Consider the following 17,726-nt stretch of genomic DNA (forward strand, 5'->3'; position numbering starts at 1 on the left):
ACTTGTCTTTTTATTATCAGAACTAATTTTATTTAAAATAGATCTTATTTTTTTGAGGAGTGAAATAAATGGCATTAACAGCTGGTATCGTAGGTTTGCCGAACGTTGGTAAGTCTACTTTATTTAACGCAATTACCCAGGCAGGGGCAGAATCGGCCAATTACCCTTTCTGTACGATTGACCCGAACGTCGGAATCGTTGAAGTACCTGACGCCCGTCTGCAAAAATTAACTGAACTTGTTCAACCAAAAAAGACGGTTCCCACCGCTTTTGAATTTACCGATATTGCCGGGATTGTTAAAGGTGCAAGTAAAGGTGAAGGACTCGGAAATAAGTTCCTCTCACATATTCGCCAAGTGGATGCGATTTGCCAAGTAGTCCGCTGTTTTGCAGACGATAACATTACCCATGTATCTGGTAAAGTCGATCCAATCGATGATATTGAAGTCATTAACTTGGAGTTAATTCTTGCTGACATGGAATCGGTTGAAAAGCGGATTAACCGTGTTGAAAAATTGGCTAAGCAAAAAGATAAGGAAGCAGCGGCTGAATTCGAAGTCCTCTCCATGCTTCGTGATGCGTTTGAAGCAGAGAAACCAGCTCGTACCGTTGATTTTACGGAAGAACAAATGAAACTTGTTAAAGGACTGCATCTGTTAACAATCAAGCCTGTTCTTTATGTGGCCAACGTGAGTGAAGATGATATTGCCGATCCTTCTGACAATGAATATGTTCAAAAGGTCCGCGAATTTGCTGCTGCAGATAATGCAGAAGTGATCGTGATTTGTGCAAAGATTGAAGAGGAAATTGCTGAACTCGAAGGTGAAGAAAAGCAAATGTTCCTATCGGAGTTAGGCATTGAAGAATCCGGCCTTGACCAATTAATCCGTGCGGCCTATCACTTGCTTGGCTTAGCGACCTATTTCACAGCAGGTGTTCAAGAAGTTCGGGCCTGGACCTTCAGAAAAGGAATGAAGGCACCGCAATGTGCAGGAGTTATTCACTCTGATTTTGAACGCGGCTTTATTCGCGCCGAAACCGTTTCTTATGAAGATTTATTAGCCGCTGGCAGTCATACCGCAGCAAAAGAAGCGGGCAAGGTCCGTTTAGAAGGTAAAGAATATGAAGTAAAAGACGGCGACGTCATCCATTTCCGTTTCAACGTATAATATTTCAAGCTCTGCAGAATTTGTAGAGCTTTTTTTAATTGTGTTAAACCTCATTGTTGTTGATTGGAGCGGAAAGCGAAGCGCCTGGAGCGGAAATCAACAGGCAGGTTTAACAGCGCTAGTTGGAAAAATCTCAATCCTGTGAATGAGATTGCTTTTGTTAAATAACTATGCTATAATTTCAACTTGTGAGTAATGAATAATTGCTCCTTGCCCAAATGGGCCGTTTAGACCAAAAGGAGGTGACTGTGATGAATAAGTACGAAATCATGTACATCATCCGCCCAAATATTGAAGATGAAGCTAAAAAGGCTCTTGTAGAGCGTTTTAATACAATTCTTCTTGATAACGGTGCGGAAACTGCTGAAACAAAGGATTGGGGTAAGCGTCGTTTAGCATATGAAATCAACGATTTCCGCGACGGATACTACGAAATCACTAAAACAACATCTTCAGCTGCTGCAGTACAAGAATTTTCTCGTCTTGCAAAAATCAGCGAAGATATCATTCGCCATCTAGTAATTAGAGAAGAAGTTTAATAATAGATTTGAAAATGTTTCATGTGAAACATTTTCTGAAAAAAAAGGAGTTGATTCTGATGATAAATCGTGTTGTTCTTGTTGGCCGTTTAACCAAAGACCCTGAACTGAAATATACACCAAATGGCATTGCGGTTGCTACATTTACTCTTGCAGTAAATCGTCAATTTTCAAATCCCCAAGGGGAACGTGAAGCAGACTTTCTTAACTGTGTAGTTTGGCGTAAGGCTGCTGAAAATGTTGCCAACTTCTTGAAAAAGGGCAGCTTGGCAGGTGTTGATGGTCGAATTCAAGTTCGTACTTACGAGCAGGATGGAAAACGTCAGTATTTTACTGAGATTGTGGCAGATAATGTTCAATTTCTTGAACCTAGGGGTTCTTCAGGCGGCAATGGTAGAAACGACAACAATCAATTCGGTGCTCCACCAAGGGAACCTCAAGGGAATCCTTATGGCGGCGGCAATCAGAATCAACAACGTCAAAACCAAAACACGAATAAAGGTTTCCAAAGAATGGACGAGGATCCGTTTGCAGGTAATGGTCAAATTGATATTTCCGATGACGACCTTCCATTCTAAACAACCTTAAATGAACGATAAAATAAAATTGATAAAGGAGGGAATTTTCATGGCAGGAGGACGTAAAGGCGGTCGCGCAAAACGCCGTAAAGTATGTTATTTCACAGCAAACGGTATCTCTCGCATCGATTATAAAGATGTGGATTTACTTAAGAAATTTATCTCTGAGCGTGGAAAGATTTTACCACGTCGTGTAACTGGTACTAGCGCTAAATACCAACGTAAATTAACAGTTGCAATCAAACGTTCACGTCAAATGGCATTACTTCCATTTGTTGCAGGTGAATAAAAATAGATAAGTAAAAAGGCAGTTAGGGTTATCCCTGCTGCCTTTTTGTTATACTCTAGAGTTGAATAGAACACCTTATATCGCTAAAATTAAAGAATAGCTTTGTAAAATTAGGGGTGAAGTAGTGAAAGATGTACGCAAGCTTACAGAGGGTGCTGTTCTTTTGGCGGCCTTTGCTGCGCTATTATTAATAACGATTTATGTGCCTGTCGTTGGATCAATCCTAAACCTGGTACTGCCGCTGCCATTTATCATGTTTTCTGTTAAAAATAATCTGAAACTGATTGCCGCCTTTTTAGTAGCCGCCATATTTATTGCATTTATTGCAGGCTCTTTAATGGGAGTTGGCTTAATGTTGATTTATGGTTCGGTCGGTGCTGTTATTGGCTATCTGCTCCAAAAGGGCAAGAGCCGGACGTTCATATTAATTGCTAGTTCCCTTACATTTATGGCTGGCCTTGTGATTTCATATGTCGTCATGGTTGCTTTTATGAAAATCGATATTATCCATGAACTTACTGCAGCGTTAAATGAATCAGTTAAAAGCTCTGAGGCAATGCTTAAAGCAATGGGAAGAGAAGACCAAGTTGAACTCTTAAAAAAGCAAAATGCCTTAATGCTTAAGCAAATCGTAACGCTTGCACCAAGTGCACTGATTTTCGCTTCCATCCTTTCCTCTTTTATTACTCAATGGATTTGCTTTCCAATTGCGAAGAGGTTTGGGGTGAACGTACAGCCATGGGGCAGTTTTCGCAATCTTGTCCTGCCTAAAAGCCTTTTATGGTATTATTTAATTGCCTTGGGGATAATGCTGCTCTTTCATCCGCAAGAGGGAACTTACTTATATTCTGTTTTAATTAACGCCAGGTACATATTAGAGACATTTATTATGCTTCAGGGTCTGGCTCTTTTATTTTTTATTTTCTACCAAAAGTCGGTTGCAAAGGGACTTGCTGTGTTAGTTGTAATTCTTACTTTCATGATTCCAATAGTCCGTTATATAATAATGTTATTAGGCATTACTGATTTAGGTTTTGATTTTCGAAAGCGATTTGAAATGAAAGAGTAAGATTCACGACTAGGAGCTGAAAATATTGCCTGCATTTTTAGAAAAGCGGTCGATTCGTTACCCTTTTTATGGGTTAATAGGCGTTACAGTGGTATTGATCATTGCCCTGTCCTTCTATAATTGGACCATTAGTGCAGCCGGGCTGTTTATCATGCTCTTCCCGCTCTACTATATGTTTGTTGTTGACCGCCGCCAAAGAAAAGAAATGGAAGAGTATATCGCGACTCTTTCTTACCGGGTTAAAAGAGTGGGCGAAGAAGCATTGATGGAAATGCCCATCGGGATTATGCTTATTAATGATGAGTATTATATCGAATGGACCAATCCATTTCTTGCCTCTTGTTTCGATGAGGATACCTTGGTCGGAAGATCACTTTATGATGTCGCAGATACGCTGATTCCGTTAATTAAACAGGAAGTAGAAACAGAAATCATTACGCTTCATGAACGAAAATTCCGTGTGATTCATAAACGGGAAGAACGGCTTTTATACTTTTTCGATGTGACGGAACAAAAGGAAATCGAAAAAATGTATCAAAATGACCGAACTGTCATTTCAATCATCTTTTTAGACAATTATGATGATCTTACTCAAGGGATGGATGACCAGATGCGTGGCAGCATCAATAATTTGGTGACGTCAATCCTGAATAAATGGGCGCAGGATAATGGGATCTTTTTAAAAAGAATTTCATCTGAACGATTTATGGCTGTGTTTAGTGAAGGGATTCTTCAGAAGTTGGAAAAAGGTAAATTTACGATTCTTGATGAAGTAAGAGAGATGACTTCTAAACAAAACGTCTCATTTACCTTAAGTATTGGTGTCGGTACAGGTGTTTCTTCCCTGCCAGAACTGGGGGTTTTAGCCCAATCCAGCTTGGACTTAGCCTTAGGCAGAGGCGGCGACCAAGTGGCCATTAAACTGGCAAGTGGCAAGGTGAAGTTCTATGGCGGTAAAACAAATCCAATCGAAAAGAGAACTAGAGTTAGAGCGCGGGTCATTTCGCATGCCTTAAGGGATTTAATTATGGCAAGTGATAAAGTGATCATTATGGGCCATAGACATCCGGATATGGATTCAATTGGCGCTAGCATTGGCATTTATAAAGTAGCCCAAATGAATCAGAAAGATGCTTATATCGTTGTTAACATGCAGGAAATCGACAATGGTGTCAAACGGCTCATGTCGGAGATCCGCAATCAAGAGCAATTATTTTCACATTTTATTGGTCCAGAAGAGGCGCTTGAAATCGCTTCTGATAAAACCCTGCTCGTCGTCGTCGATACCCATAAACCTTCCATGGTCATGGAAGAACGGCTTCTTAATAAAATTGATCATGTCGTTGTGATTGACCATCATCGCCGAGGTGAGGATTTTATTGCTAATCCTTTACTTGTTTACATGGAACCTTATGCTTCATCGACATCAGAACTTGTGACTGAGTTTCTTGAATATCAGCCAAAACGGGGTAAAATTGAAATGATTGAAGCGACCGCCCTGTTAGCAGGAATCATCGTCGATACAAAAAGTTTTACGTTACGAACAGGCTCAAGAACGTTTGATGCTGCGTCCTATCTAAGAGCACATGGAGCAGATACGATCCTCGTTCAAAAGTTTTTAAAAGAAGATGTTGATACATATATCAAACGCGCCAAGTTAATTGAGTCTGTTACTTTTTACCGCGATGGGATTGCCATTGCAAAGGGAACTGCAAATGACTTTAATGACCAAGTGATTATTGCCCAAGCAGCGGATACATTGTTAACAATGGACGGAGTGCTTGCTTCCTTTGTTATCTCCGAGCGCAGCGAAGGGGTCATTGGCATCAGTGCAAGGTCACTCGGAAACATCAATGTCCAAATAATTATGGAAGCCTTAAAAGGCGGAGGGCACCTGACTAACGCCGCCACACAGCTGAGTGGCTTATCGATCGCAGAAACGGAAAGTAAATTAAAGCTAGCAATTGATGAATATTTTGAAGGAGTGAAAAAAGAATGAAAGTAATTTTCTTAAAAGACGTGAAAGGTAAAGGGAAAAAGGGCGAAGTCAAGAATGTAGCTGATGGTTATGCCCATAACTTTTTAATTAAACAAGGTTTAGCAAAGGAAGCCAATAACGCGAATATCAGTACGCTGGATGCACTTAAGAAGAAGGAAGAAAAAGAAGCAGCTGAAGAATTAGCGGAAGCACAAAAATTAAAAGAGGTATTGGATCAAATTACGGTGGAATTAACTGCTAAAGCTGGTGAAGGCGGCCGCTTATTTGGCTCGATTACCACGAAGCAGATTGCTGAAGAATTACAAAAGAAACATGGTATTAAAATCGATAAACGCAAAATGGAATTAGCGGATGCGATTCGTACGCTTGGCCACACAAAGGTTCCGGTGAAGCTCCATCATGAAGTCGTCGCAACGTTAACCGTTTCTGTCACCGAAGTAAAATAAAAATTTTCCCAGTGCGAAATCGCTGCGGAACATGATAGAATATAAAATGTAATCAACGCCATGTGATCGGTCTTAACTGGTCACTTTTTTCTTTTTTGGATAGGATATGATAGTTTAGAACTTTGATAATTGCTGAGCTTATGCTATTTTTATATAAATCATCCTCTTCATAATAGGAGGTTTTTGATAGATGAATGACTTATATGCGGACAGGATGCCGCCGCAAAATATAGAAGCCGAACAGGCTGTGTTAGGGGCGATTTTTTTAGAACCTGCCTCTTTGATTTTAGCTTCAGAAATATTAATTCCTGAGGATTTTTATCGTGCTTCCCACCAAAAAATATTTAATGTCATGCTTAGTCTAAATGATCAAGGGAAAGCAGTTGACTTAGTTACGGTAACTGAGGAGCTTTCAGCTGCCAAACTGATTGAAGATACAGGCGGGGTTAGTTATTTAGGGGAATTGGCTGCCTCTGTTCCGACAGCAGCAAATATTGAGTATTATGCAAGAATTGTAGAAGAAAAGTCATTACTTAGAAGATTAATTCGTACCGCAACAAGCATTGCTTCGGATGGATATTCCCGCGAAGATGAAGTGGAAGCTCTCTTAAGTGAAGCGGAGAAAAGTATTATGGAAGTGGCGCAGCGAAAGAATGCCGGTGCTTTCCATAATATCAAGGATGTACTTGTGCGTACGTATGACAATATTGAGGAAATGCATAACCGTGTTGGGGACATTACGGGTATTTCAACAGGATTTGCGGAACTGGACCGAATGACAGCTGGATTCCAGCGTAATGACTTAATTATTGTTGGCGCCCGTCCTTCCGTGGGTAAAACAGCGTTTGCCTTGAATATTGCAGCCAATGTGGCGACGAAAACGAATGAAAATGTCGCGATTTTTAGCCTGGAGATGGGTGCCGAACAGCTGGTAATGCGTATGCTTTGTTCTGAGGGGAATATCGATGCGCAAAGACTTCGTACAGGTTCCCTGACGGATGAAGACTGGGGTAAGCTGACGATGGCGATGGGCAGCCTGTCGAGTTCAGGGATTTTTATCGATGATACTCCAGGGGTCCGAATCAGTGACATCCGTTCCAAATGCCGCCGTCTCCAGCAGGAGCATGGTTTAGGCATGATATTAATTGATTACTTGCAGCTGATCTTAGGAAGCGGACGATCTGGTGAAAACCGTCAGCAGGAAGTTTCTGAGATTTCACGTTCCCTAAAGCAATTAGCACGTGAATTGAAGGTTCCTGTTATTGCTCTTTCTCAGCTCTCCCGTGGTGTCGAGCAGCGTCAAGATAAACGCCCGATGATGTCCGATATCCGTGAATCCGGAAGTATTGAGCAGGATGCCGATATCGTGGCGTTCTTGTATCGTGATGACTACTATGATAAAGAATCAGAGAATAAGAATATTATCGAGATCATTATTGCCAAGCAGCGTAACGGCCCGACCGGAACAGTGTCGTTAGCCTTTGTTAAGGAATATAATAAGTTCGTTAACCTCGAGACACGGTATAATGATCCGCCGGGTGCATAGATTAAGGCTAGCCAAGTTTTTTTGGCTAGCCTTTTTTGTGTGTAGATTAATAGCGAATATTGGTCGTGGAGGCTTAGATAATGGGGTAAATGGTGTCCTGCAAAATAAGTAAGGTATCAATTTGAAATTTAGAATTGTTATACTCAAGTAATAAATCATGGATAATAAGCCAATCCTCGGAAAGCCCTTCTAACCAGACATCACTCTTTTTTTCCTCTTCGTATCCTTTTTTAAGACTTAAATAGTTAGTTATTTCCTTATCTTATAAACTCATTCGAACATATAATGATCTTAAAATTATTATTTCCGATTGCTCTTGCCGATGTTTAATAATCATATTTTACTTCCTTATCATTATTTTACGAAACTATAATTCTATTTTATTTGAGAAATATCCAAATCTGCAGGATGCGATTTTGATAGATTCCTAAATTAATATTTTACGAACATAATAATATACCCTTATATAAAACGTTCGTGTTTTGTTTGCTTTTAGCCATGAAAGTTGGTAAACTTGTGTATGGAAAAAAGAAAATCGTATTTAATTTGGAGGTGCCTTATATGTCATCAGTAGTAGTGGTTGGGACGCAATGGGGAGATGAAGGAAAGGGTAAAATTACCGATTTCCTTTCAGAAAATGCCGAGGCAATTGCCCGTTACCAGGGAGGAAATAATGCAGGCCACACCATTAAGTTCAATGGAGAAACATACAAATTACATCTAATTCCATCAGGAATATTTTATAAGGAAAAAATTTGTGTAATTGGTAATGGTATGGTTGTTGATCCAAAGGCACTTGTAACCGAACTTGCCTACTTACATGAAAAGGGCGTTACAACCGATAATCTTCGTATTAGTAACCGTGCCCATGTCATCCTTCCATATCATTTAAAACTAGATGCAGTGGAAGAGGAAAGTAAGGGCGCTAATAAAATTGGAACGACTAAAAAAGGGATTGGACCTGCCTATATGGATAAGGCAGCTCGCGTGGGGATTAGAATCGCTGACCTGCTCGAACACGATGTATTTGAAGAAAAGCTTGATCGTAATTTACAAGAGAAAAATCGTTTGTTCGAACGTATTTATGAGACTACAGGATTTACGAAGGAAGAAATCCTAGAAGAGTATTATGAATATGGTCAGCAAATTAAACAATATGTTTGTGATACATCTGTTGTATTGAATGATGCCTTAGATGAAGGCAAACGGGTTCTTTTTGAAGGCGCACAGGGTGTCATGCTTGATATTGACCAAGGTACATACCCATTCGTGACCTCATCTAACCCAGTAGCCGGCGGTGTAACGATTGGGTCTGGTGTCGGACCATCTAAAATCACTCATGTGGTTGGAGTGTGTAAGGCATACACTTCTCGTGTTGGTGATGGACCTTTCCCTACTGAACTAAATGATGAAATCGGCGATCGTATCCGCGAAGTTGGTCGTGAATATGGCACAACAACTGGGCGTCCTCGTCGAATTGGCTGGTTTGACAGTGTGGTAGTTCGTCATGCTCGCCGTGTAAGTGGCTTAACCGACCTGTCCCTCAATTCGATTGATGTACTATCGGGTATTGAGACATTGAAGATTTGTACTGCATATCGTTATAAAGATGAATTGATTACAGAATATCCTGCTAGCTTAAAGGTTTTATCACAGTGCGAACCTGTCTATGAAGAATTACCTGGCTGGAGTGAGGATATTACTGGAGTTAAAACATTAGATGAATTACCTGAAAATGCACGTCATTACGTGGAACGTGTAACACAGCTTACTGGAATTCCGTTAACTACGTTCTCTGTTGGACCAGATCGAAATCAAACAAATGTAGTCCGCAGCCCATGGAGACAAATTTAATTGTTACTTAACTAATGGAGCCCTCTAATTAGAGGGCTTCAAATCTTTTAAAAAGTTTTTTCAAAAAAAGTATTGCATTGAATAGATAGTCCGTGCTATTATAAAAAGCGTCGTCACAGTACGACAAAGTTTTTGAAACGTTTTTTAGTACGAGCCATTAGCTCAGTTGGTAGAGCATCTGACTTTTAATCAGAGGGTCGAAGGTTCGAGTCCTTCATGGCTCACCAAAGTTTTTTGCTTTTGCAAAATAACTTTCAATATATGGCCCCTTGGTCAAGCGGTTAAGACACCTCCCTTTCACGGAGGTAACACGGGTTCGAGTCCCGTAGGGGTCATGGCTTTTGATTGTCAGTAAGAGGCTGGCAAGGACGGTTTCCTTGCTGACAATCAATTAAATATTGGTCTGGTAGTTCAGTTGGTTAGAATGCCTGCCTGTCACGCAGGAGGTCGCGGGTTCGAGTCCCGTCCAGACCGCCATATAAGTGGCTCAGTAGCTCAGTCGGTAGAGCAAAGGACTGAAAATCCTTGTGTCGGCGGTTCGATTCCGTCCTGAGCCATAAAAAGAGAAGCTTGCATTTGCAGGCTTCTTTTTTTAGTTAAAAATTGAAATTGTAATCCCAGTGTAATAAAACCACCTCTTTTTTACAAAAGAACCATGAGTTTTTGTCGATTATTGTAATAATTATTTCCTCCTCCTTCAGAACTAGAAAAACCCTTATTTAATAGGGACTTTCCCCTGCTTTTTAAAAAGAAAAACACGGAAATCTATTTAGAATATTTCACATAAATGTAGGTAAGTGTCAGTAATTATACATTTTTGTTACAGTATAAAGACTGTTAATCTATTTACAAAAAATTATGTTAAAGTATAGAAGGTCTAAAATACTGGGGAATTCTTTTGTGGGTAAACACTAGATTAAGAGGGTTTTACCGTGGTTTAGGGAGGAAAAATGCTGCTTTTCAATAAGGTATCAAAAACAAAAAAGTTATTTCTTAAGATAACGATTGCTACTACAATTGCTTCATCGCTGATTGCATTTAGTAACGGACCGGTTGCTTTTGCAGATACATCAAAATCAACCAAGGATTATGACGTATATCTGGATGGTACATATATTGGAAATATTGCAGATAAGGCTGTTGTAAATAAAATAATTGCTGCAAAAGTCGATGACAGTAACAAAATCGATCAACAGGTGCAAAACATTCCATATCAAGTATTTCCTTCTGCTGCAAACAAGCAAGAAACAGTCCGAACTATTAAGAGTATATTCCAACTTCAAACAGAGGCCTCTGCGATTATTATTGATGGTAAGCCCGTTGTTTACGTAGATAATCAAAATACAGCTGAAGAAGTTATGAAGAAGCTAATCCAACAATACGTGCCGGAGGATCAATTAACCGAACTTAAGGCCCGAAAAGCTTCCGTCAATTCGACATTACCAGAATTAAAAGAAAATGAGTCTCGTCTATTAGACGTTCGATTATCAAAAAATGTTTCCTTTTCAGTAGAAAATATTGTTCCACAAAAAATGATGTCAGCTGAAGAAGCAGTTGCCTGTTTACAAAAAGGTACATTAGAAGAACAGAAATATGTGATTAAAGAAGGCGATGTGCTCGAAATGATTGCACAAGACCACGACTTGACACTGGCGGAGATCTTAGCAGTGAATCCCGGACTAAAAGGGGATACGCTTTTAAAGATTGGCGAAAAAATTAATATTACCGTTCCAAAACCATTTATCGAAGTGATTATTGATAAAGAAGTAAATAAAAAGGAAGAAATTCCATTTAAAAATACAGTTGTTGAAGATTCTTCCTTGCTAAAAGGTGAGAAAAAGGTAAAACAAGAGGGTAAAAGTGGCTCGCGGTCTGTTACCTATAAAATTACTGAACAAAATGGTGTAGCAGTGCAGAAAGTGGAGTCAAATGCGACAGTCCTTGAACAGCCTGTGAATCAGATTGTTATCAAAGGGATAAAAGTCATTCCGTCTCGTGGGGAAGGAAACTTTGCCTGGCCGACTGTAGGTGGGTATGTATCCAGTAAACAAGGGCCTAGATGGGGCAGAATGCACAAAGGTATTGATATTGCCAGACCAAGCAACAGAACAATAAAGGCAGCCGATAATGGCGTCGTTGTTTCTGCTGGCTGGGGCGGCGGTTATGGGAATAAAATTGTCATTGACCATCAAAATGGTTACCGTACCCTATATGGACACATGTCGTCGCTCAAGGTTAGGGTAGGCCAGACGGTTTCAAAGGGTACTAGTATAGGTGTAATGGGAGCTACTGGAGATGCAACAGGTGTACACTTGCATTTTGAAGTGTATAAGAATGGCAGCCTAGTAAATCCACTTTCCTATTTAAGATAAAAGGTAAGTCTCTAGTTGGCACTAGAGGCTTTTCTTTATTCTTAGAGAATTGTCTGGCTTCACGACCCAGATCTTTCCAAATAGTACTTATAGGTGAATTTATGCCAATAACATGATACAGTAATCTAGTATAGTTATGACTTCTAGAGCATTTGTTAAATAGATTAGATCGACTAAATGATAAGGAGATATGGTATGGAAAAGAAAATTCTTGTAGTTGATGATGAAAAGCCAATTGCTGATATCTTACAGTTTAACTTAAAAAAAGAAGGTTATGTTGTCTATTGTGCTTATGACGGAAACGAAGCACTCCAGTTGGTTGATGAAATCGAACCTGACTTAATCCTCTTAGATATTATGCTTCCATTACGAGACGGGATGGAAGTATGCCGTGAAGTCCGCAAGAAGTATGAAATGCCGATTATTATGTTGACTGCCAAAGACTCTGAAATTGACAAAGTCTTAGGTCTTGAACTCGGTGCGGATGATTATGTAACCAAACCCTTTAGTACAAGAGAATTGATTGCGCGTGTAAAAGCTAACTTGCGCCGTCACCAGCAAATTCTGACGCAGCCAGATGCAGAGAACGAAACCAATGAAATTGAAATTGGTTCACTTATTATCCATCCTGATGCTTATGTTGTTTCAAAACGAGGTGAGACAATCGAGCTTACACACCGTGAATTTGAATTGCTTTACTATTTGGCTAAACATATCGGTCAAGTGATGACAAGGGAACACCTCCTGCAAACGGTTTGGGGTTACGATTACTACGGAGACGTGCGGACCGTTGATGTAACGGTTAGAAGATTGCGGGAAAAAATTGAGGACAGCCCAAGTCATCCAACGTGGATTGTTACTCGCCGCGGAGTTGGATACTATTTGCGGAATCCTGAACAGGAGTAAGATGAATGAGAAAGGTTGGTTTCTTTCGCTCTATAAACGTAAAATTCGTTATCATCTATGTCCTCCTTATTTTAGTAGCCATGCAAATTATCGGCGTTTATTTTGTCAAACAGCTTGAAGAAACATTACGGACAAACTTCCAGACTTCGATAAAGCAACGGGTTGATTTGCTTGCCTACAATCTGGTTCAGGAAATGGAGAAAGAGAGAACGCCTGAAGATCCAACACTCGAAGAGGATATCAAAAAAATCCTCAGAGACTTTGATGCAGGTGATATTTCGGAAGTTCGGGTGATTGAAAACAGGTCTCTTAAAATTCTTGGTACCTCACATCCCAGTAACCAAGGGGTGGTTGGACAAAGGACAACAGAGCTCCGAATCAAACAATCAATGGTTTTAGAAGAGGATCAAAGCGCAATATTAATCGACCCACAAACAGGCCATCGGATTTGGGTCCTTTCTACTCCAATTATGTCAGGTAAAAAAGTAATTGGTGCAATCTACCTTGTCGCAAAAATAGAAAATGTCTTTGAACAGATGAAAACTATTAATGGGATTTTTGCTACAGGGACAGCAATTGCCTTATCGATTACAGCTATATTAGGGATATTATTAGCCCAAACCATCACAAGACCGATTGCTGATATGAAGAAGCAGGCCTTAGCGATGACCAAGGGTAATTTTTCACGGAAAGTAAAAGTATATGGCAATGATGAAATTGGGACACTGGCTGTTACGTTTAATAATTTAACGAAAAAGCTCCAGGAAGCACAGGCCATGACTGAAGGGGAACGTCGGAAGCTGTCATCTGTTTTGTCCTATATGACGGATGGTGTCATTGCTACCGACAGGAAAGGCCGGGTTATTTTAATCAATGAACCAGCGGCAGAAATGCTGAATGTTTCACGTGAAACAGTGCTGACCCAGCCAATTGTCTCGTTATTAGATTTAGATGATACCAATTCCTTCGAAGACTTATTGGAGGAAAAGGATTCAATCATCTTAGATTACAGTACAAAAACCGAGCGTTATTTCCTGCGTGCCAATTTCTCTGTGATTCAAAAAGAGACGGGCTTTGTCAATGGATTAATTGCGGTTTTGCATGATATCACGGATCAAGAAAAAATTGACGCCGAACGAAGAGAGTTTGTCGCCAATGTATCCCATGAACTTAGGACACCGCTAACGACAATGAGGAGTTATTTAGAAGCTCTTGCAGATGGTGCCTGGCGGGATGAGGAGATTGCTCCGGAATTTTTAGAAGTGACGCGGACCGAAACAGAAAGAATGATTCGCTTGGTCAATGACTTGCTCCAGCTTTCAAAAATGGATAGTACGGATTACAGACTGAAAATCGAATGGGTAAACTTCGTCGACTTCTTCCACCGCATCATTGACAGGTTTGAAATGTCGAAGGAACAAAACGTCACCTTTAAAAGAAAACTCCCGAATCATGTGATATTTGTTGAAATTGATGAAGATAAAATGACACAGGTCTTATACAATATTATTTCAAATGCCTTAAAGTATTCACCTGAAGGTGGAAATGTAACATTTTCGATTAAAGAGATGGACGATAAAATTATTGTCAGCGTAACAGACCAAGGCATGGGGATTCCGAAAGAGAATATTGGAAAGATTTTTGATCGTTTTTATCGTGTCGATAAAGCGAGAACTCGGAAACTAGGCGGTACGGGCCTAGGTCTGGCGATTGCAAAGGAAATGGTTAATGCTCATGGTGGGGCAATCTGGGCAACAAGTGAGGAAGGGAAAGGAACAAAGATTTCCTTTTCACTCCCATATGAACGTTCTGAAGAGGATGAATGGTCATGAGATACGAAAATATTAAATCAGGAATTTTAACCTTTTTAGTTCTGGTTAGTATTCTTTTAACATGGAATCTTTGGACCTACCAGCCTAATTACGAAACAATGGAAAAGAGTAAAACGGTAGCTGAAGTCACCTTAAGTGAAAAACAAGAGGTCCAAAAGATCGTCAGGCCTGACCAGGTGTTTTTTCACGTTAAGGGTCAGCATTATGGAACCAATAACACAGAAGAGATCGAAAAGGTTCTCAAACAATTAAGCAGTTGGGCCTTTTTTGATGTAAAAAAATATACAAACGATGTGAAAAACATTAAGGAATTAATCCATGGCAGCGGCAATGCGGAAATTATTTTTCCAGGAGAAGTCCCGATTGAGTTATATCGCAGTGTCTTAAATATTGAGGGTAAAAAAATACCTTCTTTCACCTTCAATCGAATCATTGTCAATGTTGAGAATTCAGAAAAGGAAAATGGGATTGTTTATTTTGTTTCCACTGAACATCAGCAAGTATATATAAGTCATATTTCTTCTGCTCATTTAAGTGAATTTAATCGTAATATTTATAAAAATGCAGCGCAGTTCCCACGTCATTTCGCCTATGAAGCTTCTGAATGGCGGACGATTTTTCTTCCAGAAACTGAAACAGAAATGACAACCTATAAATATTTGCCTGTTAATCTTGATTCTGAGGAATTTAAAGAAGCACTTTTCAACGACCCTAGTTTTGTGCAAAAAAGCTTCGTCCCTTCAGGGGAGGAATATACGAACGATTCTAGTAAAATGACGTTGAATTTTGAAAGTAACGTCCTTCGCTATGTCAATCCAACTGTGGAAGAGAATTTTGTTAATAGCTCTTATGATTTAGTCAAACGGAGTATTGACTTTGTGAATGAACATGGCGGCTGGACAGACCCTTATCGCTATGTTGATAAAAATGAACTTAATCACTCCGTAACCTTTCGTTTATACAGCATCGAAGGCTATCCTGTCTTTAATGGAAACGGGATTGCTGAAATTAGTGAGGTTTGGGGCCGTGATGAAATCAATCAATATATTCGGCCAAATATTTCTTTGGAACTTCCCCTTACAACGGAAATGAAAAAGGTCACACGCCCATCGGGGCATGATGCACTGAAATTTTTACAAAACAAAAAGAACTTTAAGCCAAGTCTTCTTGAGGAAATGATCTTGGGCTATCGGATGGAAAGGGATTCAGATGAGAATAAGCTAATCCTTTTAGAACCCGCCTGGTTCTATCGCTATGATAAAACATGGGGACAGATTACGATGGAAGACCTAGGAGGATTGCAGCATGGATTGGAGTAAGATTAAAACAATTTTTATTATAACGTTCTTAATTTTAGATGTTTATCTCTTATTTCAATTCATGAAAGTCCGTGATGCCAATAAATATGAGGTGATTACTGAGGCCTCGTTTGAAGAAAAACTGAAAGCGGATGAAATCAAATTTGTGGACCTTCCCAAGGATCCCATTAAGGCTCAATACCTCAGTGCAAAGCCTAAGATGTTTAATCAAGAAGATATTAAAAAACTTAAGGGACAGACTGTTGTTCTAAGCGGAATCGGGACAACCTCTCTTCATGCCAAATTAGAGAAACCACTGCAGTTAACTAATAAGTTTGAACCGGCAGAGCTTTCTACCTTTTTAACGGATAATGTGCTTTTTGGAGAAGATTATCAATTTGGAGAGAAAAGTAACAAAGATCAAACGATCACTTACTATCAACGATCGGAGAATTTCCCGTTGTTTAAGAATATTAATGGGATGATCACATTTAAAGTGAATGAAGCTGATCAAATTGTTTCTTATGAACAGACCTTCCTGGAGGAAATGGAAACTTTAACAGCAAAAGAAGAAATTCTTAAGCCGTTAAAGGCGATTGAAACCTTGCACCAGAAAGGGATGTTGAAGTCGAAGAGTAAAATTACCAGGGTAGAGCTTGGCTACTCCACACTCATCCAGTTGGCTGCTTCACAAGTATTAGCGCCAACTTGGCGCTTTGAGGTCGATGGTAAGGAGAGCCTGTTTGTGAACGCATTTGAAGGGCAGATTATTCAATTTAACAGCGATGAAAATAGTAAATTGGAGTGAAATAGCATGTCTTTAAGTTATAGCATTCTTGCAAGCGGGAGTACAGGGAACGCCCTTTATGTGGAGTCTGATGAACATTCGTTTCTAGTTGATGCTGGGTTTAGCGGTAAGCAAATGGAGGCACTGTTTGGACAAATTGACCGTGATATTAGTAAACTTTCCGGAATATTTGTCACGCATGAGCACAGTGACCATATTAAGGGAATTGGGGTTCTCGCCCGTAAATATCAGTTGCCTGTATACGCGAATGAAAAAACTTGGCGGGCGATGGAACACTCGGTCGGCGCGATTCCAACGGAGCAAAAGTTTGTTTTCAATATGGAAACAGTGAAGAGCTTTGGTGCTGTTGATATTGAATCATTTGGGGTATCACATGATGCAGCAGAACCCATGTTTTACGTTTTTCATCATGGAGGAAAAAAACTTGTCTTAATTACGGATACAGGCTATGTCAGTGACAGGATGAAGGGGACCATCTCCAATGCAGATGTGTATATTTTTGAATCCAACCATGATGTTCAAATGCTTCGGATGGGCAGATACCCATGGAATATTAAACGAAGAATTTTAAGCGATGTGGGCCACGTTTCTAATGAGGACGCAGCCTTTGCGATGAGTAATGTGGTTGGCGATCAAACTAAGCGAATTTATCTTGCCCATTTAAGCATGGATAATAACATGAAGGACTTAGCAAAAATGGCGGTAACACAGACCCTTCAGGAGCGTGGGCTGATTGTTGGCGAACAATTTGGCCTTTACGATACAGACCCGAAAACACCGACAGCTTTAACAGCTGTATAGTACATTTATAAAAGAATGAAGTACCTTTTTCATAAGGCACTTCATTCTTTTTTTATTGGCAGGGTTAGAGGTTAATAACTATGTTGATTGGAGCGGAAAGCGAAGCGCCTGGAGCGCAAATCAATGGCAGATTATTTGTTAAAAAACTATGAACAAAGTCGTAAGTTTTTATTAATACAAGGTAATTATTTAGTAATTTATAGATGAACGAGTATAATTG

At 39.8% G+C, this 17,726-nt stretch carries 16 protein-coding genes and 4 tRNA genes; 19 read left to right on the plus strand and 1 reads right to left on the minus strand.

Translation table 11 applies throughout. The features are described 5' to 3' along the window. Positions 1-68 precede the first annotated feature (68 nt). The 8 genes from ychF to dnaB all read left to right on the plus strand — a co-directional run bounded on the left by ychF (position 69) and on the right by dnaB (position 7,635). Complete coding sequence (gene ychF / locus ACSU6B_RS16750) at positions 69-1,169, plus strand: redox-regulated ATPase YchF (RefSeq protein WP_088084871.1); 1,101 nt, start codon at positions 69-71, stop codon at positions 1,167-1,169. Between the two features lie 251 nt (positions 1,170-1,420). Continuing rightward, on the plus strand, positions 1,421-1,708 hold the full coding sequence (gene rpsF / locus ACSU6B_RS16755; RefSeq protein WP_410886909.1) for a 30S ribosomal protein S6: 288 nt from the start codon (positions 1,421-1,423) through the stop codon (positions 1,706-1,708). A gap of 59 nt (positions 1,709-1,767) precedes the next feature. Further along, positions 1,768-2,286, plus strand: coding sequence for a single-stranded DNA-binding protein (gene ssb, locus ACSU6B_RS16760; protein WP_168241417.1), 519 nt, complete (start codon positions 1,768-1,770; stop codon positions 2,284-2,286). Between the two features lie 49 nt (positions 2,287-2,335). Continuing rightward, positions 2,336-2,575: a 30S ribosomal protein S18 gene (gene rpsR / locus ACSU6B_RS16765; protein ID WP_088084868.1), complete on the plus strand. Its 240-nt coding sequence runs from the start codon at positions 2,336-2,338 to the stop codon at positions 2,573-2,575. Positions 2,576-2,699: 124 nt separating this feature from the next. Continuing rightward, the gene (locus ACSU6B_RS16770) at positions 2,700-3,644 is read left to right on the plus strand and encodes a YybS family protein (RefSeq protein ID WP_410886911.1); all 945 of its coding nucleotides are present in this window, start codon (positions 2,700-2,702) and stop codon (positions 3,642-3,644) included. Between the two features lie 25 nt (positions 3,645-3,669). Continuing rightward, positions 3,670-5,643: a DHH family phosphoesterase gene (locus ACSU6B_RS16775; RefSeq protein ID WP_410886913.1), complete on the plus strand. Its 1,974-nt coding sequence runs from the start codon at positions 3,670-3,672 to the stop codon at positions 5,641-5,643. Next, positions 5,640-6,089 (plus strand): 50S ribosomal protein L9, encoded by a 450-nt coding sequence (gene rplI, locus ACSU6B_RS16780; protein ID WP_214997465.1) that lies wholly within the window; start codon positions 5,640-5,642, stop codon positions 6,087-6,089. Before ACSU6B_RS16775 ends, rplI begins: the two co-directional genes overlap by 4 nt. 190 nt (positions 6,090-6,279) lie before the next feature. Next, complete coding sequence (dnaB, locus tag ACSU6B_RS16785; RefSeq protein ID WP_088084864.1) at positions 6,280-7,635, plus strand: replicative DNA helicase; 1,356 nt, start codon at positions 6,280-6,282, stop codon at positions 7,633-7,635. A 73-nt stretch (positions 7,636-7,708) separates the two neighbouring features. On the opposite strand, the gene ACSU6B_RS16790 is transcribed toward dnaB, so the two are convergent. Further along, the gene (locus tag ACSU6B_RS16790; protein ID WP_410887040.1) at positions 7,709-7,888 is read right to left on the minus strand and encodes a nuclease-related domain-containing protein; all 180 of its coding nucleotides are present in this window, start codon (positions 7,886-7,888) and stop codon (positions 7,709-7,711) included. A gap of 308 nt (positions 7,889-8,196) precedes the next feature. On the opposite strand from ACSU6B_RS16790, the gene ACSU6B_RS16795 reads away from it, so the two are divergent. From ACSU6B_RS16795 to ACSU6B_RS16845, 11 genes are all read left to right on the plus strand, one after another. Further along, positions 8,197-9,489: an adenylosuccinate synthase gene (locus ACSU6B_RS16795; protein WP_335439251.1), complete on the plus strand. Its 1,293-nt coding sequence runs from the start codon at positions 8,197-8,199 to the stop codon at positions 9,487-9,489. A gap of 151 nt (positions 9,490-9,640) precedes the next feature. Further along, positions 9,641-9,716 (plus strand) — tRNA-Lys (locus ACSU6B_RS16800). A gap of 36 nt (positions 9,717-9,752) precedes the next feature. Then, positions 9,753-9,824, plus strand: a tRNA-Glu gene (locus tag ACSU6B_RS16805). Between the two features lie 65 nt (positions 9,825-9,889). Further along, a tRNA-Asp gene (locus tag ACSU6B_RS16810) sits at positions 9,890-9,966 on the plus strand. A 7-nt stretch (positions 9,967-9,973) separates the two neighbouring features. Beyond that, positions 9,974-10,046, plus strand: a tRNA-Phe gene (locus ACSU6B_RS16815). 393 nt (positions 10,047-10,439) lie between these two features. Next, a complete protein-coding gene (locus ACSU6B_RS16820) occupies positions 10,440-11,861 on the plus strand; it encodes a peptidoglycan DD-metalloendopeptidase family protein (RefSeq protein WP_410886916.1) in 1,422 nt (473 codons plus the stop codon). A 195-nt stretch (positions 11,862-12,056) separates the two neighbouring features. Then, the gene (gene yycF / locus ACSU6B_RS16825) at positions 12,057-12,767 is read left to right on the plus strand and encodes a response regulator YycF (protein ID WP_098934353.1); all 711 of its coding nucleotides are present in this window, start codon (positions 12,057-12,059) and stop codon (positions 12,765-12,767) included. 5 nt (positions 12,768-12,772) lie between these two features. Beyond that, on the plus strand, positions 12,773-14,599 hold the full coding sequence (walK, locus tag ACSU6B_RS16830; protein WP_410886918.1) for a cell wall metabolism sensor histidine kinase WalK: 1,827 nt from the start codon (positions 12,773-12,775) through the stop codon (positions 14,597-14,599). After that, on the plus strand, positions 14,596-15,918 hold the full coding sequence (locus ACSU6B_RS16835) for a YycH family regulatory protein (RefSeq protein ID WP_214997471.1): 1,323 nt from the start codon (positions 14,596-14,598) through the stop codon (positions 15,916-15,918). Before walK ends, ACSU6B_RS16835 begins: the two co-directional genes overlap by 4 nt. Then, on the plus strand, positions 15,905-16,705 hold the full coding sequence (locus tag ACSU6B_RS16840) for a two-component system regulatory protein YycI (protein WP_214730824.1): 801 nt from the start codon (positions 15,905-15,907) through the stop codon (positions 16,703-16,705). Before ACSU6B_RS16835 ends, ACSU6B_RS16840 begins: the two co-directional genes overlap by 14 nt. 6 nt (positions 16,706-16,711) lie before the next feature. Next, complete coding sequence (locus ACSU6B_RS16845) at positions 16,712-17,506, plus strand: MBL fold metallo-hydrolase (protein WP_410886920.1); 795 nt, start codon at positions 16,712-16,714, stop codon at positions 17,504-17,506. The last annotated feature ends 220 nt before the right edge of the window (positions 17,507-17,726 follow it).

It is taken from the genome of Neobacillus sp. C211 (assembly GCF_051842875.1).
GTDB lineage: Bacteria > Bacillota > Bacilli > Bacillales > Cytobacillaceae > Neobacillus.

What these genes read in the sequence shown, in the direction of transcription:
- ychF (WP_088084871.1), top strand. Translation starts at nt 69, where the DNA reads ATGGCATTAACAGCTGGTATCGTAGGTTTGCCGAACGTTGGTAAGTCT.
- yycF (WP_098934353.1), top strand. Translation starts at nt 12,057, where the DNA reads ATGGAAAAGAAAATTCTTGTAGTTGATGATGAAAAGCCAATTGCTGAT.
- ACSU6B_RS16845 (WP_410886920.1), top strand. Translation starts at nt 16,712, where the DNA reads ATGTCTTTAAGTTATAGCATTCTTGCAAGCGGGAGTACAGGGAACGCC.
- ACSU6B_RS16820 (WP_410886916.1), top strand. Translation starts at nt 10,440, where the DNA reads ATGCTGCTTTTCAATAAGGTATCAAAAACAAAAAAGTTATTTCTTAAG.
- ACSU6B_RS16795 (WP_335439251.1), top strand. Translation starts at nt 8,197, where the DNA reads ATGTCATCAGTAGTAGTGGTTGGGACGCAATGGGGAGATGAAGGAAAG.
- ACSU6B_RS16835 (WP_214997471.1), top strand. Translation starts at nt 14,596, where the DNA reads ATGAGATACGAAAATATTAAATCAGGAATTTTAACCTTTTTAGTTCTG.
- dnaB (WP_088084864.1), top strand. Translation starts at nt 6,280, where the DNA reads ATGAATGACTTATATGCGGACAGGATGCCGCCGCAAAATATAGAAGCC.
- rplI (WP_214997465.1), top strand. Translation starts at nt 5,640, where the DNA reads ATGAAAGTAATTTTCTTAAAAGACGTGAAAGGTAAAGGGAAAAAGGGC.
- rpsF (WP_410886909.1), top strand. Translation starts at nt 1,421, where the DNA reads ATGAATAAGTACGAAATCATGTACATCATCCGCCCAAATATTGAAGAT.
- walK (WP_410886918.1), top strand. Translation starts at nt 12,773, where the DNA reads ATGAGAAAGGTTGGTTTCTTTCGCTCTATAAACGTAAAATTCGTTATC.
- rpsR (WP_088084868.1), top strand. Translation starts at nt 2,336, where the DNA reads ATGGCAGGAGGACGTAAAGGCGGTCGCGCAAAACGCCGTAAAGTATGT.
- ACSU6B_RS16840 (WP_214730824.1), top strand. Translation starts at nt 15,905, where the DNA reads ATGGATTGGAGTAAGATTAAAACAATTTTTATTATAACGTTCTTAATT.
- ssb (WP_168241417.1), top strand. Translation starts at nt 1,768, where the DNA reads ATGATAAATCGTGTTGTTCTTGTTGGCCGTTTAACCAAAGACCCTGAA.